The sequence below is a fragment of the Marinomonas sp. SBI8L genome (assembly GCF_001624705.1).
GTDB lineage: Bacteria > Pseudomonadota > Gammaproteobacteria > Pseudomonadales > Marinomonadaceae > Marinomonas.
On sequence record NZ_JSEO01000001.1, the window covers coordinates 210,435 to 223,840 of the forward strand.

General features: G+C 38.4%; 13 protein-coding genes. 6 read left to right on the forward strand and 7 right to left on the reverse strand.

Annotation, left to right across the window (positions count from 1 at the left end):
• Positions 1–53: 53 nt before the first annotated feature.
• Entirely contained in the window at positions 54–491 is a 438-nt protein-coding gene (locus OA91_RS00945; RefSeq protein ID WP_063338428.1) for a DUF411 domain-containing protein, read from the reverse strand.
• 118 nt (positions 492–609) lie between these two features.
• Positions 610–951: a winged helix-turn-helix transcriptional regulator gene (locus OA91_RS00950; RefSeq protein ID WP_046016116.1), complete on the reverse strand. Its 342-nt coding sequence runs from the start codon at positions 949–951 to the stop codon at positions 610–612.
• Between the two features lie 114 nt (positions 952–1,065).
• On the opposite strand from OA91_RS00950, the gene OA91_RS00955 reads away from it, so the two are divergent.
• The gene (locus OA91_RS00955; RefSeq protein WP_046016115.1) at positions 1,066–1,842 is read left to right on the forward strand and encodes an SDR family NAD(P)-dependent oxidoreductase; all 777 of its coding nucleotides are present in this window, start codon (positions 1,066–1,068) and stop codon (positions 1,840–1,842) included.
• 109 nt (positions 1,843–1,951) lie between these two features.
• Here the strand turns inward: OA91_RS00955 and OA91_RS00960 are convergent, their stop codons facing one another.
• Positions 1,952–4,015, reverse strand: coding sequence for a sensor domain-containing protein (locus OA91_RS00960; protein WP_197477687.1), 2,064 nt, complete (start codon positions 4,013–4,015; stop codon positions 1,952–1,954).
• Positions 4,016–4,612: 597 nt separating this feature from the next.
• Here OA91_RS00960 and OA91_RS23965 point away from each other — a divergent pair.
• From OA91_RS23965 to OA91_RS00975, 4 genes are read left to right on the forward strand one after another with little or no spacing between them, the layout of a single operon-like run.
• Entirely contained in the window at positions 4,613–5,248 is a 636-nt protein-coding gene (locus OA91_RS23965) for a paraquat-inducible protein A (RefSeq protein ID WP_082827722.1), read from the forward strand.
• Entirely contained in the window at positions 5,238–5,870 is a 633-nt protein-coding gene (locus OA91_RS23970; RefSeq protein WP_157203828.1) for a paraquat-inducible protein A, read from the forward strand. Before OA91_RS23965 ends, OA91_RS23970 begins: the two co-directional genes overlap by 11 nt.
• A gap of 1 nt (position 5,871) precedes the next feature.
• Positions 5,872–7,530, forward strand: coding sequence for an intermembrane transport protein PqiB (gene pqiB / locus OA91_RS00970; protein ID WP_063338426.1), 1,659 nt, complete (start codon positions 5,872–5,874; stop codon positions 7,528–7,530).
• A gap of 2 nt (positions 7,531–7,532) precedes the next feature.
• Positions 7,533–8,126 carry a PqiC family protein gene (locus OA91_RS00975; protein ID WP_063338425.1) on the forward strand — a complete coding sequence of 198 codons (594 nt, stop codon included), beginning with the start codon at positions 7,533–7,535 and terminating at the stop codon, positions 8,124–8,126.
• A gap of 56 nt (positions 8,127–8,182) precedes the next feature.
• On the opposite strand, the gene OA91_RS00980 is transcribed toward OA91_RS00975, so the two are convergent.
• The 4 genes from OA91_RS00980 to OA91_RS00995 all read right to left on the reverse strand — a co-directional run bounded on the left by OA91_RS00980 (position 8,183) and on the right by OA91_RS00995 (position 12,045).
• On the reverse strand, positions 8,183–9,724 hold the full coding sequence (locus OA91_RS00980) for a glutamate synthase-related protein (RefSeq protein ID WP_063338424.1): 1,542 nt from the start codon (positions 9,722–9,724) through the stop codon (positions 8,183–8,185).
• Positions 9,725–9,925: 201 nt separating this feature from the next.
• Positions 9,926–10,276, reverse strand: a complete 351-nt coding sequence (locus OA91_RS00985; protein WP_063338423.1) for a DOPA 4,5-dioxygenase family protein — start codon at positions 10,274–10,276, stop codon at positions 9,926–9,928.
• 78 nt (positions 10,277–10,354) lie between these two features.
• Entirely contained in the window at positions 10,355–11,335 is a 981-nt protein-coding gene (locus tag OA91_RS00990; protein WP_063338422.1) for an MDR family oxidoreductase, read from the reverse strand.
• 113 nt (positions 11,336–11,448) lie between these two features.
• On the reverse strand, positions 11,449–12,045 hold the full coding sequence (locus OA91_RS00995) for a TetR/AcrR family transcriptional regulator (protein ID WP_063338421.1): 597 nt from the start codon (positions 12,043–12,045) through the stop codon (positions 11,449–11,451).
• Between the two features lie 160 nt (positions 12,046–12,205).
• Here OA91_RS00995 and OA91_RS01000 point away from each other — a divergent pair, with 160 nt between their 5' ends.
• Entirely contained in the window at positions 12,206–13,246 is a 1,041-nt protein-coding gene (locus OA91_RS01000) for an alkene reductase (RefSeq protein ID WP_063338420.1), read from the forward strand.
• The last annotated feature ends 160 nt before the right edge of the window (positions 13,247–13,406 follow it).

The window sequence follows — 13,406 nt, forward strand, 5'->3', positions numbered from 1 at the left end:
ATCTTAGTTAGACTCCAAGATAAGGCTAGATTATAGATGCTAGTTATTCGGCATTAATATTGACGATATAAGCTAGTTTTGCCTGACTTATCAAAAGCTATTACTTGGAAGTCTTTAAAGGGAGCACCTTCTTTTGCCATGCCAGGGGAATGCATGGGCATGCCAGGAGCAGAAAGGCCGGCAATATTTGTTGGCTTCTCTTTTAGTAATCTTTCTATTTCTGCTTGAGGTACATGCCCCTCGATAAGATAGCCTTCAATAATTGCCGTATGACAAGATCCTAGTTGATAAGGTAGACCATGACTTTGACGAACGTTTGACCAATCCTTATCAGCATGAACAGTCACTTCATGACCGTTTTTCTCCATTATTTTCGCCCATGCAGCGCAACAGCCACAGTTCGCAGATTTATAAAGGTCTATGGTTGCTGCAAAAGCTTGAGAACTAACAAGTGCTGCAGCCAAGATAAGGGTGTTCGATTTAATTTTCATAGGTACTCCACATAGAATCCATGGTTAAAACCAATTCTGGGTATTATTCTAGAAATTGATTTTAAGGCTTGGAGATAGGTCTAAGGTCAAACAGTTTTTTTTAAAACAATAACAATGCTCAATTCAGTTGATTGATTTCGTCTTGCAGCTGCTCAAGTTCATCTAGAATACGAATGAATTTTTGTCCAAACTCTGTCACTTGATACTCCACTCTTGGTGGCACTTCATTAAAACTTATGCGTTCTAATATACCAAAGTCCGTATTTTTTCTAAGGCACTCATTCAGTACTTTGGTGCTGAGTCCCTCTACACTTTTTACCATTTTACCTGGGCGATTAACCCCTTCTTTTAACAGTTGATACACGGTCAAAGACCATTTACAGCCATATATAGTCTCCACCATACGTGCGCTATTTTCTGGGGCTTTTTTTCGACTAATTTTATTTTCTAATGTTTTCATCAAGATATACCAAAAAGTACCTATAGAACCAATTTGTGCTTGGTTTTCAAGCCGCTAGCTCTCCATTTAAGCTAACTAAATAATCTTTAACAAGACCTAATTAGGAGAGTTATTATGACACAAGCAAATACACCTTTAGCCTTTATTTTAGGCGGTTCCAGCGGTATGGGTTTAGCTACGGCAAAGCAACTTGCAACCCAAGGTTGTGATTTAATTATTGCCTCCAGTTCTCAGGATAAGTTAGCCGCTGCAAAGGCAGAACTGAATCAAATTAACCATGCAATTCAAGTAAAGACGTTGCAAGTTAACCTTTATCAGGAAGAGGACGTTAGCACTTTAATTAATGCAATTACAGAGCAAGCACGCCCTATCGATTATTTTGTTAATGCCGCTGGCTACTTCAAACCGACCGCATTTGTAGAGCATCAAGCATCTGATTTTGATAAGTATATGATCTTAAATAAAGCCAGCTTCTTTATTAGCCAAGCCATTGCTAAAAACATGATAGCCAATCAATCAGGTTCAATAGTCCATATTGGCTCGATGTGGGCAAAACAGGCAATTAAAGCGACCCCTTCTAGCGCCTATTCTATGGCTAAAGCTGGGTTACATGCATTAACTCAACATATGGCGATGGAATTATCAGAGTTTAACATTAGGGTGAATGCCGTTGCGCCAGCCGTAGTGAAAACGCCAATTTATCACTCCTTTATTGATAAAAATGAACTTGATGATGCATTGGCTGGTTTTGATGGTTTCCATCCTATTGGTCGTATTGGTACACCAGAGGATATTGCCAACAGTATCTGCTTTTTATTGAGCGAAAAAGCAAGCTGGGTAACAGGTGCTATTTGGGATGTTGACGGTGGTGTTTTATCAGGCCGAAACTAGTACAAAACTCACTAGAAAGGCCTATCTGAACTGATTAGAGAAAGGTAGAGAGTTATCCCTACCTTTTTTTATTTCTATCCAGTTAAGTTTATCTTTTTGAAAACTTAACTTATCCGTTAGAGAGTTTAATCGCATCTAAATGACTTTGAATCATCTTTTGTTCAAAGACTTCAACACCAACAGGCCTCGAAAACAAAAAGCCTTGGCCATAGTCACAGCCAATATCTTTTAAACAGCGCCTTTGCTCTTCTGTTTCAATTCCTTCTGCGACGACTTTAATACCTAGCTTATGGGCCATGACTATCATAGCTTCACACAGGACTTTATCGTTAATACTGGTCGTCACATTTTTTACAAAAGAGCGATCTATTTTCAGATAATCGATATCAAACTTTTTAATATAGGATAAGGAGGAATATCCCATGCCAAAATCATCCAAGGCTACATCAATGCCTAAAGATTGAAAGTTAACCAATTTTCTTGAAATGAACGAATGAGAGTCCATCAAAATACGCTCTGTTATTTCAACAGTAAGCGCTTCTCCTGGCACTTTATACTCATTTAAATAAGTCATCCAGTTACCCAAGAAAGAGTTACTTTCTAAATATTGAATAGGCGATGTATTAATATTCAGCTGAAAATTTGGATCAAGTTTGATGCGCCAAGTCGCTACTTGCTGAGCGACCTCTTTAAACACCCAATCCCCTATTTCACAAATTAAACCTGTGTCTTCAGCCATAGGAATAAAAGCATTGGGAGATACCAAGCCTTTTTGAGGGTGCTGCCATCTAATTAGTGCTTCTGCTTTGCAAATCTTTCCTGTTTTTAATTCAACGATAGGCTGATATTCAAGACTAAACTCTTTCTCTTCAATAGCTCTGTGTAACTCCTTCACCAATAACGCTCTTGCGACAGCCTCTTCTTGCATGCTTGCTGAGAAGTATTGAAAACAGTTCTTCCCTTTTGCTTTCGCTGCATACATGGCTTGATCAGCCGCTTTAAACAAGTCATCAGAGTTACTCACATCATTAGGATAAAAGGCGATACCTATACTGGCTGAGATATAAACTTGCTCATTATCTAACTTAAATGGCTGACTAAGACTGTACAAAACTTGATTCGCAAGAGTTTCTACTTCAGCTTTATTGACCTTACCTGTATTGTACAGATCAGTTAAAATTAAAGTAAATTCATCACCGCCTAATCTTGCTACCGTATCAGTTTGCTTAACGGCTAAGTTCAACCTATTGGCTACATCAATCAATAATTGATCACCTTTTGCATGCCCAAAGGTATCATTCACTTCTTTAAATCTATCTAAATCTAAATACAGAAGCGTGATATAACTACTATTGAGATCGGCTTTATGAATCGCTTGCTGAATTCTATCTGACACTAAGCGCCGATTAGGTAAGCCGGTTAAATGATCGTAATTAGCTTGTTGCCAAATCAGTTTCTCAGCAGCCTTACGCTGCCTAATATCTCGCACAACAGCCAAGACATAGGACTGAGAATCAAACTGTATATAACTAAGGTTCACTTCAACGGGAAAACTTGTTCCATCTTTATGTATGCTTTTACGTTCAAACAACATACTTTTAGACTCTTTTAACTCATTCGTTAACTTTTTCCACGCCCCTTTACGAGCCATCTTAGGGTTAATATCTGATACTTTAAGTTTGCCAACCACTTCATCTCTTTGGTAACCAAGCGTCAGATAACCTGGCTGATTACACTCAATAATGTAAGAGCTTTTTGAATCGATCACATAAATCGCATCACTAGAGCTATCGAGCAGGGTTTTAAACATTAATAAAGAGGCATCTGTCTTTTTTTGCTCAGTCAGATCGACTACCTGAGCTATCATTCTTTTAATTGCACCCTCTTCATCAGGTTCAGCGGTTAGCGTTAATAAGCCTTCTATGGTTTTTCCTGACTTATGCAGATACTTTTTCTCAATAACAACGCTACTATAAGGATCGTTTCTTAGGTGCTCACGAATGGTTTTATTTGCTTCAAAATTATCAGGGTGGGAAATGATAATATCAGTCTGGTAGATTTCACTCTTGCTGTAACCCAATAGGTTTAGCATGGCTTTATTGACGTACTCAAAACTACCATCCGGACGAGACAGTACCATGGGTACAGGCGTGGCATCGAAAATCCTTTTCATTTTATCATCCATGTCTGAGTTTACTTGATCGACATTAGACATAAATTACTATTTCAAACTCTTATTATCGTTATCACTAAAGGCGTTTAATAATGGCTTTAGCAATAAACTATAGCCTATATAAAACCAAATTTAGTTTACCCAGCAGTCATTAAATTAAGCAACAAGCTTGTGTAAATAGGACCACTGTCAGCTATAAACTAAGTAAATGAGACTCTTTTTACCTTACTTAACTAAGAGCAGCTCCTATGGTTACAAGCTAAACTAGCTAAAAAACATCTGAGTTTCATAAATACATTTAAGGCTTTAAATTAATATCGGCGTATAAGTAACTTGAATAACATGAAAACAATAAATGGAATTATGAGGCTGGTTAATTATTTACACCGTTTTTACTAACTTAACCGGATAAAAATAAGTAACAATAGCGTTCACCGTTTTGAGGTAACCCAGTTAAGATAAGACTAAACATAAAGTCAGTTAGACGATTACCTCCTAGATAAGTAAGGTAAGCACTATTAGAAATTTGAACTAGCTTAAAATTTTCTTTAGGCTAGCTAACTCAAAGTTTAAATAGGTGAATTTTCTCTTAAACAGATGAATAATTTGACGCAAGACGTACCAGAAAGTGACTCAACAATCGCCTGTCATGGGTGTGATTTACTTATTTCTTTGCCTGAGCTCGATTATGGGCAAACGGCTTCTTGCCCAAGATGTAACCACTTGATCACTCGTCGACTGCTTGGCGCACACAATAAGATTTTAGCTCTCTCAATTTCTAGCTTTATTTTTCTTATTTTTGCCTTACCTTTTCCCTTTCTATACTTTAGTAATCAGGGGAAAGATTATGTCATTAGTTTCGCCGATAGCATTTTTAATATGGTGTTAATGGACTATTTTAGTATTGCTATATTGCTATTTTTTACGACTCTGCTTATTCCAGCTATTTGTCTTCTTTCACTCATTTATGTGCTGGTTTCTTTACAGCAAAAACGCCTACTTCCTTATACCCAGCCACTTTTACAAAGTGTTTTTTTTCTTATTGATTGGAATATGGCTGAAATTTTTTTGGTCGCGACCTTAATTAGTTTTATCAAAATATCATCATTAGCAACGGTAACTTTAGGCTTATCTTTTTGGAGCTATGTTTTTTTTATCATTTGCTTAGTAGCGGGATTATCTTTGCTTGATAGATATCAGATTTGGCGTAAGGTAAAAATCCATGAAAGATAATCATAGAGACAATGCTGAGCACAACCACCAATATGGATGCCCAGTCTGCTTAACACTAAATGATATGAGCAACCCTAAATGTCGCACTTGTCATCGCCATTTACATCTTATAAATAGTAATAGCATACAACATACAATTGCCTTGCTGATTACGAGTGTTCTCTTATATATCCCTGCAAACTTTCTCCCCATCATGTATACCAATTGGTTAGGACAAGAAACCGCTAGCACTATACTGGGTGGTGTTGTTTCTCTTTGGGAACCAGGTACATACCCTATCGCGGTAGTTATTTTTGTTGCCAGTATATTAGTACCGATTGGAAAGATTTTAGCGTTATCTTGGCTGTGCCTTAGTGTCACCGTCAAGAAAACAGACTCAAGGCGCATTAACCTTAAGCTATATAAAATAACCGAGCTAATAGGTCGTTGGTCTATGGTTGATGTTTTTGCCGTTGCTATTTTAGCCTCCCTTATTCAGATGGGAAAAGTAATGAGTGTTTACCCAGGCATGGCTGCCGTTGCCTTTGCAGGTATGGTAATCACCACAATGTTAGCAGCCATGTCTTTTGACCCCAGATTAATGTGGGCAAACCAAGTCCATCAATTTGAGAACGAGAAATAAAATGCCACCAGAAGTATATGTTTCACCTGCCAAAGTAGATCAGGCAAGACCGATTTCAAAAGTTTGGCTGGTCCCTTTTGTCGCCCTCACAATAGGTTTATGGATGCTCTATTTTAACTGGAGTAATCAGGGTCCATTAATCACAATTTCGTTTGATAATGCTGAAGGTCTTGAGATTGATATTACTAAAATCAAACTAAGAGATATCACCATAGGCAAGGTTGTAGATCTAAAGCTATCAGATCAGTTTGACAGTATTGAACTAACAGCTCGCCTTGATAAAAATACAGATCCTTTACTCAAAGAAGATAGCAACTTCTGGGTAGTAAAACCAAGAGTAGGAAAAGAAGGCATATCAGGTTTAAGCACCATTTTGTCTGGTGGACATATTGAAATTTCTCCGGGTCAAAGCAAGGTGTCTCGTTACGATTTTGTTGGCCTTGAAACGCCCCCTATTACACCTGCAGGCACTCCAGGCCTTAGAATCACTTTAAACAGTGACGACGAATTTGCCTTCACCACAGGTGACCCCATCATATATAAGGGTTTAACCATTGGCCGTTTTGAGAAAGTTAAGTTTAACTTTGAAGAAAGGGTTGTTTACTACGATGCTTTCATCAATGAGCCATATCATCAGTTAATTACAAAAAATACGCGCTTTTGGAATACCAGTGGTTTGCGATTAGATCTAAATAGCGATGGTATTAGTGTACAAACAGGTAATGTCGAAACCTTGCTCACCAATGGTATTACCTTTGGTGTACCTCAAGGAATGGAGCCCGGCCCTCAGGCAACACAAGAAGATGTGTTCAGAATTTTTACCAATGTTGAGCAAGCAAGCGCGACTAAATATTTGCATACAGTTGAATATATTATGCTCGTAAGCAGCTCAATTAGAGGACTAGAAATTGGCGCTCCAGTTGAGTATCGAGGCGTACATGTTGGTAAAGTGCTAGATACAAACTTTAATAAGAATAAGCATGAAGCTTTGTTAGAAGACGACCTTAAAATCCCTGTTTTACTGAGTTTAGAGCCAGGCCTTGTTGGCCTACCTGACACAGAGTTAAGCGCTGAAGGAATCAAACTACAGACGCGTAAGTGGATAAAGAAAGGGCTTAAAGCAAGTTTAGCAACAGGTAACTTACTCACTGGCAGCCTTTTTGTCGAATTGCAGCATTTTCCTGAGCACCCTATGACAAGTGTTTCCTCTAAAGATGGTTATGAAATCATTCCAACTATAGAAGACAACTTAGGTCAGATAGCGAATAAAGCGGGTGACTTCATCGATACACTTAATAAATTACCACTTGAGTCTTTGACAAAAGATACACAACAAGTCTTAAAAGACTTAAGTAAAACATTAAATGACCTCAACCAAACTAGCTATAAAGTAAATGCATTAGTTGATCAAACTCACAAAGCTCAACTACCTCAGCAACTACAAGATACGCTTGAAAAGGTTTCAACCATGACACAAGGGCTTTCGGAAGGGTCACCAGGCTACGACGAGTTACTTAATACACTACAAGCGGTTCAATCTAGCTTACATGAGCTTAAGCCTTTACTTAATAAGGTGAAAAATAGACCTAATAGCTTAATTTTTTCGGATAATCAGCCTTCTGATATTGAACCCTTTAAAGCTCCAAACACAGGCCAATAACAATGAATTTAATGCGTATCATCCCTATATTTATCAGCGTTTTATTATTAGGCTGTAATAGTCAGCCAACACCAACTAGCCATTATTATATTCTTAATCAGCAACTTGATACACAAGGTTTGGCAAACCTTAGTCCAATAAGAGAGGTCCAGCTAAGCCTGCCTGAATACTTAAAGCAACCTAATCTAGTATTGCAGTTGAGCGAGCACGAATTAAGCTATGCTTATTATCATACTTGGGCTGAGAACTTAGATGATGCTATTCAAAAAGGTCTGGATCAGGATTTAAGAAAGCTAGTAAAGGAAAAAATTGCATCAGGTAACCAGCAAGATATTAAGGCTAATACGCAAGTCAGCCTCATACTTGATATCGACCACTTTTATGCCACGATAGACTCCAAAGTGGTACTGACTGGGAGTTATAGTTTTATTAACACGCAAGAAACACAAGCGCTTTCCCCTAAATATAACTTCACTTTCAAAGCAGAGATAGAAGCTGACGGCTATCCTCACTCAGTTGCGAAAATGCGTCAACTTATCTTAGCGCTTGCCAAAGATATATTGATTAATTACCAAAAAGTAGATGTTACTCTTTAAGCTAAGAAATAATTTAAAGGTTGGTCCCATTAGAGCCCAACCTTACATTTAAACAATTAGTGAGAAAAGCCTGCATATTTAACCCCAGATAAATGGGCCATTTCCCTATGCCAAGTGGCCAAATCATGTTTATTAAATTGATTTAGACGATTATGACCACAGGCTCTTGCCATGACAGCCATTAGCTCGGATGAAGCATTAAAAAAGTTTGCTAGCTGTTTTGCTGATTTCTCTACATTGAGCCTTTGACGTAAGTCTTCATTTTGAGTGGCGATTCCTGCGGGACAATTATTCGTGTTGCAGATTCTAGCCGCTACACAGCCTATAGATTGCATCGCACTGTTTGAAACAGCCACACCATCTGCACCAAGCGCCATAGCTTTAACAAAATCGATGGGAGTTCGAATACCACCTGTAATAATAAGCGTAACTTGACCTGACTTTCCTTGCTCGTCAAGAAAGCGCCTAGCTCGAGCTAAAGCAGGTATCGTTGGTACACTAATATGGTCTCGAAACATTTCTGGCGCGGCCCCTGTACCACCTCCTCGCCCATCTAATATGATGTAATCAGCCCCAGCATCTAAGGCAAATTTCATATCGGCCTCAATATGGTTCGCACTTAACTTGAAACCAACGGGAATACCTTGACTTACTTCCCTTACTCTATCAGCAAATCGCCTGAAATCATCTAAACTATGTAAATCTTTAAAGGTAGGTGGAGATACTGCGGGCTGACCTTCTGCGATACCTCGTACCAGACTAATCTTACCTTTATTTTTATTATCTGGAAGGTGACCTCCTGTGCCAGTTTTTGCCCCTTGTCCACCTTTAAAGTGAAACGCCTGTACTCTTTTTAATAAAGCTTCTTGATAGCCAAAACCAGCACTGGCTAATTCATAGAAATATCGACTATTTGCAGCCTGTTCTTCTGGTAACATGCCACCTTCTCCAGAGCAGATACCTGTGCCAGCTAGCTCAGCCCCCATGGCTAAAGCTGTCTTAGCCTCTTCAGATAAAGCGCCAAAGCTCATATCTGAAACAAATAAAGGAATATCGAGTATGAGTGGCTTATCTGCATTGGGCCCGACTATAAGTTCAGTTGAAACGGGAACATCTTCAAGCAAAGGTTTAGTTGCCATTTGCGCTGTCATAATTTGCAAATCATCCCAATGAGGTAAAAGATGTTTTGGAACCCCCATAGATGTCATCGGTCCATGGTGCCCTAACTTAGAAAGCCCTTCTCTTGCGAGTTGATGAATAAATGCTAATGTTGGCTCTTCTTCAGTATCTACAGCTACTGGAGCCGCATTTTTTTCAGTTTGTATCCCGGGCCCTGCTTTACCAACTTGTTCACTTGCAAAGGCTTTGTGAGTGCCATCACAAAACGGGGTATTCGCACTATGTTTGCAAGCACACAAATAAGCATCATCATTAGAATCTGCTTTAAACATTTGGGGCTTAAAGCCTGTGCCTTTATGGGAACCATCACAAAAAGGCTGTTTTGTTGAGCGACCACAGGTGCAGAAGTAATACTCTTGCCCCATCTCTAGGCTAATTTTCATGGGTTTATTATTTGCTATGACTGGTTGATTACTCATAAGTACCCCTTAAATTTAAATCTGCTCAGCCTTGCTGTAGAGAGTCATGACTAAAAGCGTTAAATAAGTATGGTTCAAATAAGCTAATCTGCTAGAGAATGCTTGCTATTCTTAAATTGGAGAGCTGAAGGTTTGAAAGAAATAGTTGCGGAATTTATACCCGTTGTTTTACCTGTTAAGGGAAACGTACGAACATTTTATTTATCGAAACATTGCAAGGTTAAGCTCTTCTGGTTCGCCTAACCAATAAGCGTATTCAGTATGATCTTTTAAGTCATCTCCCGTTAGACCATGAACGAAAACACTCAGCCCTTGCCTATTTACTTCCAACCAAGGAATTAAAATATCAAAAACACTTATCGAAAAAGCGATTTGACAACTCCATTTAGGATGCGGGCCCACTAACTTCTCATGAAACCTACCAACTTTTACTTTATGAATATCACCTGCTTGTAAACATATTTGCTTTGCTAAAGCTAATGTCGATTCATCAAAATAAACATGTGCATGGTAAGCTTTATGGTTATTCACAGGCTTTTTCACGGTATTCATTTCACCTTACTATTTTTTAAACTTTTGATTGAATTTTAATAGAGCTAAGAATGCTATGAGACTTAGCTCTATTTCGAATTAAAGCGCTACTAGAACTCGACCTGTAACTTGGCCTTTTATGATTTTATCTGCATAACTAGGCACATCTTTTAAACTGATTTTTTGGCAAGCTGCTTGATAAAAAGACTCAGGTAGAATATCCATTACTTGCTCCCAGGCAGCCAACCTTTTCTCTGTTGGACAATGAACAGAATCAATACCTAACAAATTAACGCCACGTAGAATAAAAGGCATAACCGTTGTAGGTAAAGCAAAACCACCTGCCAAACCACATATAGCGGCAGCACCAGCATAATCAATTTGAGCTAGCGCTTTGGCTAAAATTTTATTACCTACTGTATCTACGACACCTGCCCAGCGTTGTTTTTCAAGTGGTTTTGCCTCTTGTTCAAACTCACGTCTGTCAATAACCTCTTTCGCGCCTAGTTCTTTTAACAATGGCCCATTTTCTTCAACTCGACCTGAACACGCGACTACTTGATAGCCTAGCTCTGACAATAATTTAACCGCTACAGAGCCCACACCGCCACTAGCGCCTGTCACTAATACTTCCCCAGATTCAGGCTTTACATCGGCATTTTGCAAAGCTTGTATACATAACATGGCAGTTAAACCTGCTGTGCCAACCATCATTGCTTTTTCTGCATCGCACCCTTTTGGCATTGGAACTAACCAATCAGCTTTAACTCGTGCCATTTTAGCCATACCACCCCAATGGTTTTCGCCAACTCCCCAACCAGTAAGAATGACTGAATCACCTTCTTGATATCTAGCATCATTTGAAGAGACAACCGTACCTGCAAAGTCAATTCCAGGTACCATAGGAAAATCTCGTATAATTCGACCTGCTCCTGTAATCGCTAAACCATCTTTATAGTTAAGAGATGAACAAGCCACTTCAATAAGAGCATCTCCTGAAGGCAGGTCGCCAATTTCTAATTGTTCAATTTTCGCTTTTGTTATTTTATCTTCTTGTGTCAATACTAATGCATCAAACATATTATTATCCTAATCAAATGAAGCTAGATTCTGCTGAATACAAATAAAAACTCGATTCCATAAACATCATATAGAGTCTTTAAATTTAAAAGATATGCACCTTTAGTCTTATGCTAATGACTAAGAGTTAGACGTTTTATATCGTTAAAAAGCTGATCTGCAAGTTCCTGTAAAACGGCTTGAGTTGTATTAGTTTGGGCGAAAGTTCTAAGTCCATAAATCCCCATAGAAAGATAACGTGACATGTGGGAAATATCACATTCAGACGATAGTTCCTTAGCTTCAATTGCCATTTCAAATTGATTTTGAAACGCTTTTTGCCAATCATAGAGGCTATCACTGATGACACTTTTAATTTCCACATCTTGATCGGCAATTTCAGTCAAAGCTCTAGTTAGCAGACAAGCTTTATTACCCTCTTTATCAGCGCAATCTAACACTATTGCATCAAGATATTGCTTTAAAGAATCCAATACCGCAACTTCTTGAGAAAAATGCCCTTCAAACTTTAACTCACTATCTTGTTTGTATTGAGCTAAAGCAGCTAATAGCAAGCCGCGTTTATTTTCAAAAGCACAGTAGATTGAACCTGGGTGTAGCCCGGTAGATTTCGTTAAATCCTGCATGCTTGTCTTGCTGTAGCCTTTTTGAACAAAAGTGTTCATTGCAGACCTTAGCACTTGTTCACGATCAAACTTTGCCGGTGGCATTGAATTAGTCTCACTTATTGATTAATTAGAAAATAATACTTCATCTTGAATGCTTATTCAAAATAAGTCTTGAATGATCATTCAAACACCTATATCTTGAATAAACATTCAAAATATACACCTACCCATTTGATTAGTAGGTAAATGATAGGAATAAAAGATGACTGATAATCTATTTCAAAAATATGCGTTAAACGACAGTATCAAATTAAAAAACCGTATTCTCATGGCGCCTCTTACCCGCTGCATGGCCGATGATGATTTAGTACCTACTCAACAAATGGCTGATTATTATGCTAGACGCACTGATGCAGGACTAATTATCAGTGAAGCGACTATCATTCGCCCTGATGGACAAGGCTACCCTAATACACCAGGACTTTACTCAAGCGCACAAATAGAAGGCTGGAAAAAAGTTACTCAAGCAGTACATGCAAAAGGTGGCAAAATTTTTGCTCAACTTTGGCACACGGGTAGAGTTGCTCACTCACACTTTTTTGGTACAGACGTACTAGCACCTTCGGCTATAAAGGTAGAGGGTACTGTACCTAGAATGAGAGAGTTGGTTTATCAAACACCGAAAGCAGCTACTCAGGACGACATCAAGCAACTTGTGAAAGATTATGCACAGGCTGCTGCTAATGCTATAGATGCTGGCTTTGATGGTGTTGAAATACATGGTGCGAATGGCTACCTAATCGATCAATTCTTACATTATGCAAGTAATCAAAGAGGTGACGATTACGGCAAAACACCAGAAAATATGTCTCGCTTTGCATTAGATGTTGTGGATGCAATTACAAATAGGATTGGAAATAACAAAACGGCTCTAAGACTGAGTCCTGGTGCTTACTTTAATCTAGAGGGTAACCCAAAAGACAAAGAAGTGTTTGATTACTTATTACCTGAGCTTGAAAAACGTGACTTGGCCTTCTTACACATAGGTATTTTTGATGATGCGATGGAATTTGACTATCTAGGTGGTAGAGCCTCAAGCTATGTCAGAAAGCATTATCATAAAACTCTCGTGGGCGTTGGCAGCTTTAGCGCTGAAACAGGTAGCCAAGCTATAGAAGAAAATAGATTTGATCTTTTGGCCATAGGCAGACCCTTTATCGCTAACCCTGACTACATAGAGAAAGTAAGTTGTAACAAGACTTTGACTGCATATTCAGATGAAATGCTAGGTGAATTAATCTAAATAAACATATTCTTACTGAAATAATTACACTATCTAAAATACTTATTTCAGTAAGGCCTGTTATAACAAAAAAGCCTAATACGTAATAGAAGCACTATCAACTAACATTTTGTTACATAGATTTTAGGCTTTTTTCCTACAAATGATTGGTTTAAATCTA

Coding starts and splice junctions, on each gene's coding strand:
- OA91_RS00945 (WP_063338428.1), bottom strand. CDS start 491: ATGAAAATTAAATCGAACACCCTTATCTTGGCTGCAGCACTTGTTAGT.
- OA91_RS00950 (WP_046016116.1), bottom strand. CDS start 951: ATGAAAACATTAGAAAATAAAATTAGTCGAAAAAAAGCCCCAGAAAAT.
- OA91_RS00955 (WP_046016115.1), top strand. CDS start 1,066: ATGACACAAGCAAATACACCTTTAGCCTTTATTTTAGGCGGTTCCAGC.
- OA91_RS00960 (WP_197477687.1), bottom strand. CDS start 4,015: ATGAAAAGGATTTTCGATGCCACGCCTGTACCCATGGTACTGTCTCGT.
- OA91_RS23965 (WP_082827722.1), top strand. CDS start 4,613: ATGAATAATTTGACGCAAGACGTACCAGAAAGTGACTCAACAATCGCC.
- OA91_RS23970 (WP_157203828.1), top strand. CDS start 5,238: ATGAAAGATAATCATAGAGACAATGCTGAGCACAACCACCAATATGGA.
- pqiB (WP_063338426.1), top strand. CDS start 5,872: ATGCCACCAGAAGTATATGTTTCACCTGCCAAAGTAGATCAGGCAAGA.
- OA91_RS00975 (WP_063338425.1), top strand. CDS start 7,533: ATGAATTTAATGCGTATCATCCCTATATTTATCAGCGTTTTATTATTA.
- OA91_RS00980 (WP_063338424.1), bottom strand. CDS start 9,724: ATGAGTAATCAACCAGTCATAGCAAATAATAAACCCATGAAAATTAGC.
- OA91_RS00985 (WP_063338423.1), bottom strand. CDS start 10,276: ATGAATACCGTGAAAAAGCCTGTGAATAACCATAAAGCTTACCATGCA.
- OA91_RS00990 (WP_063338422.1), bottom strand. CDS start 11,335: ATGTTTGATGCATTAGTATTGACACAAGAAGATAAAATAACAAAAGCG.
- OA91_RS00995 (WP_063338421.1), bottom strand. CDS start 12,045: ATGCCACCGGCAAAGTTTGATCGTGAACAAGTGCTAAGGTCTGCAATG.
- OA91_RS01000 (WP_063338420.1), top strand. CDS start 12,206: ATGACTGATAATCTATTTCAAAAATATGCGTTAAACGACAGTATCAAA.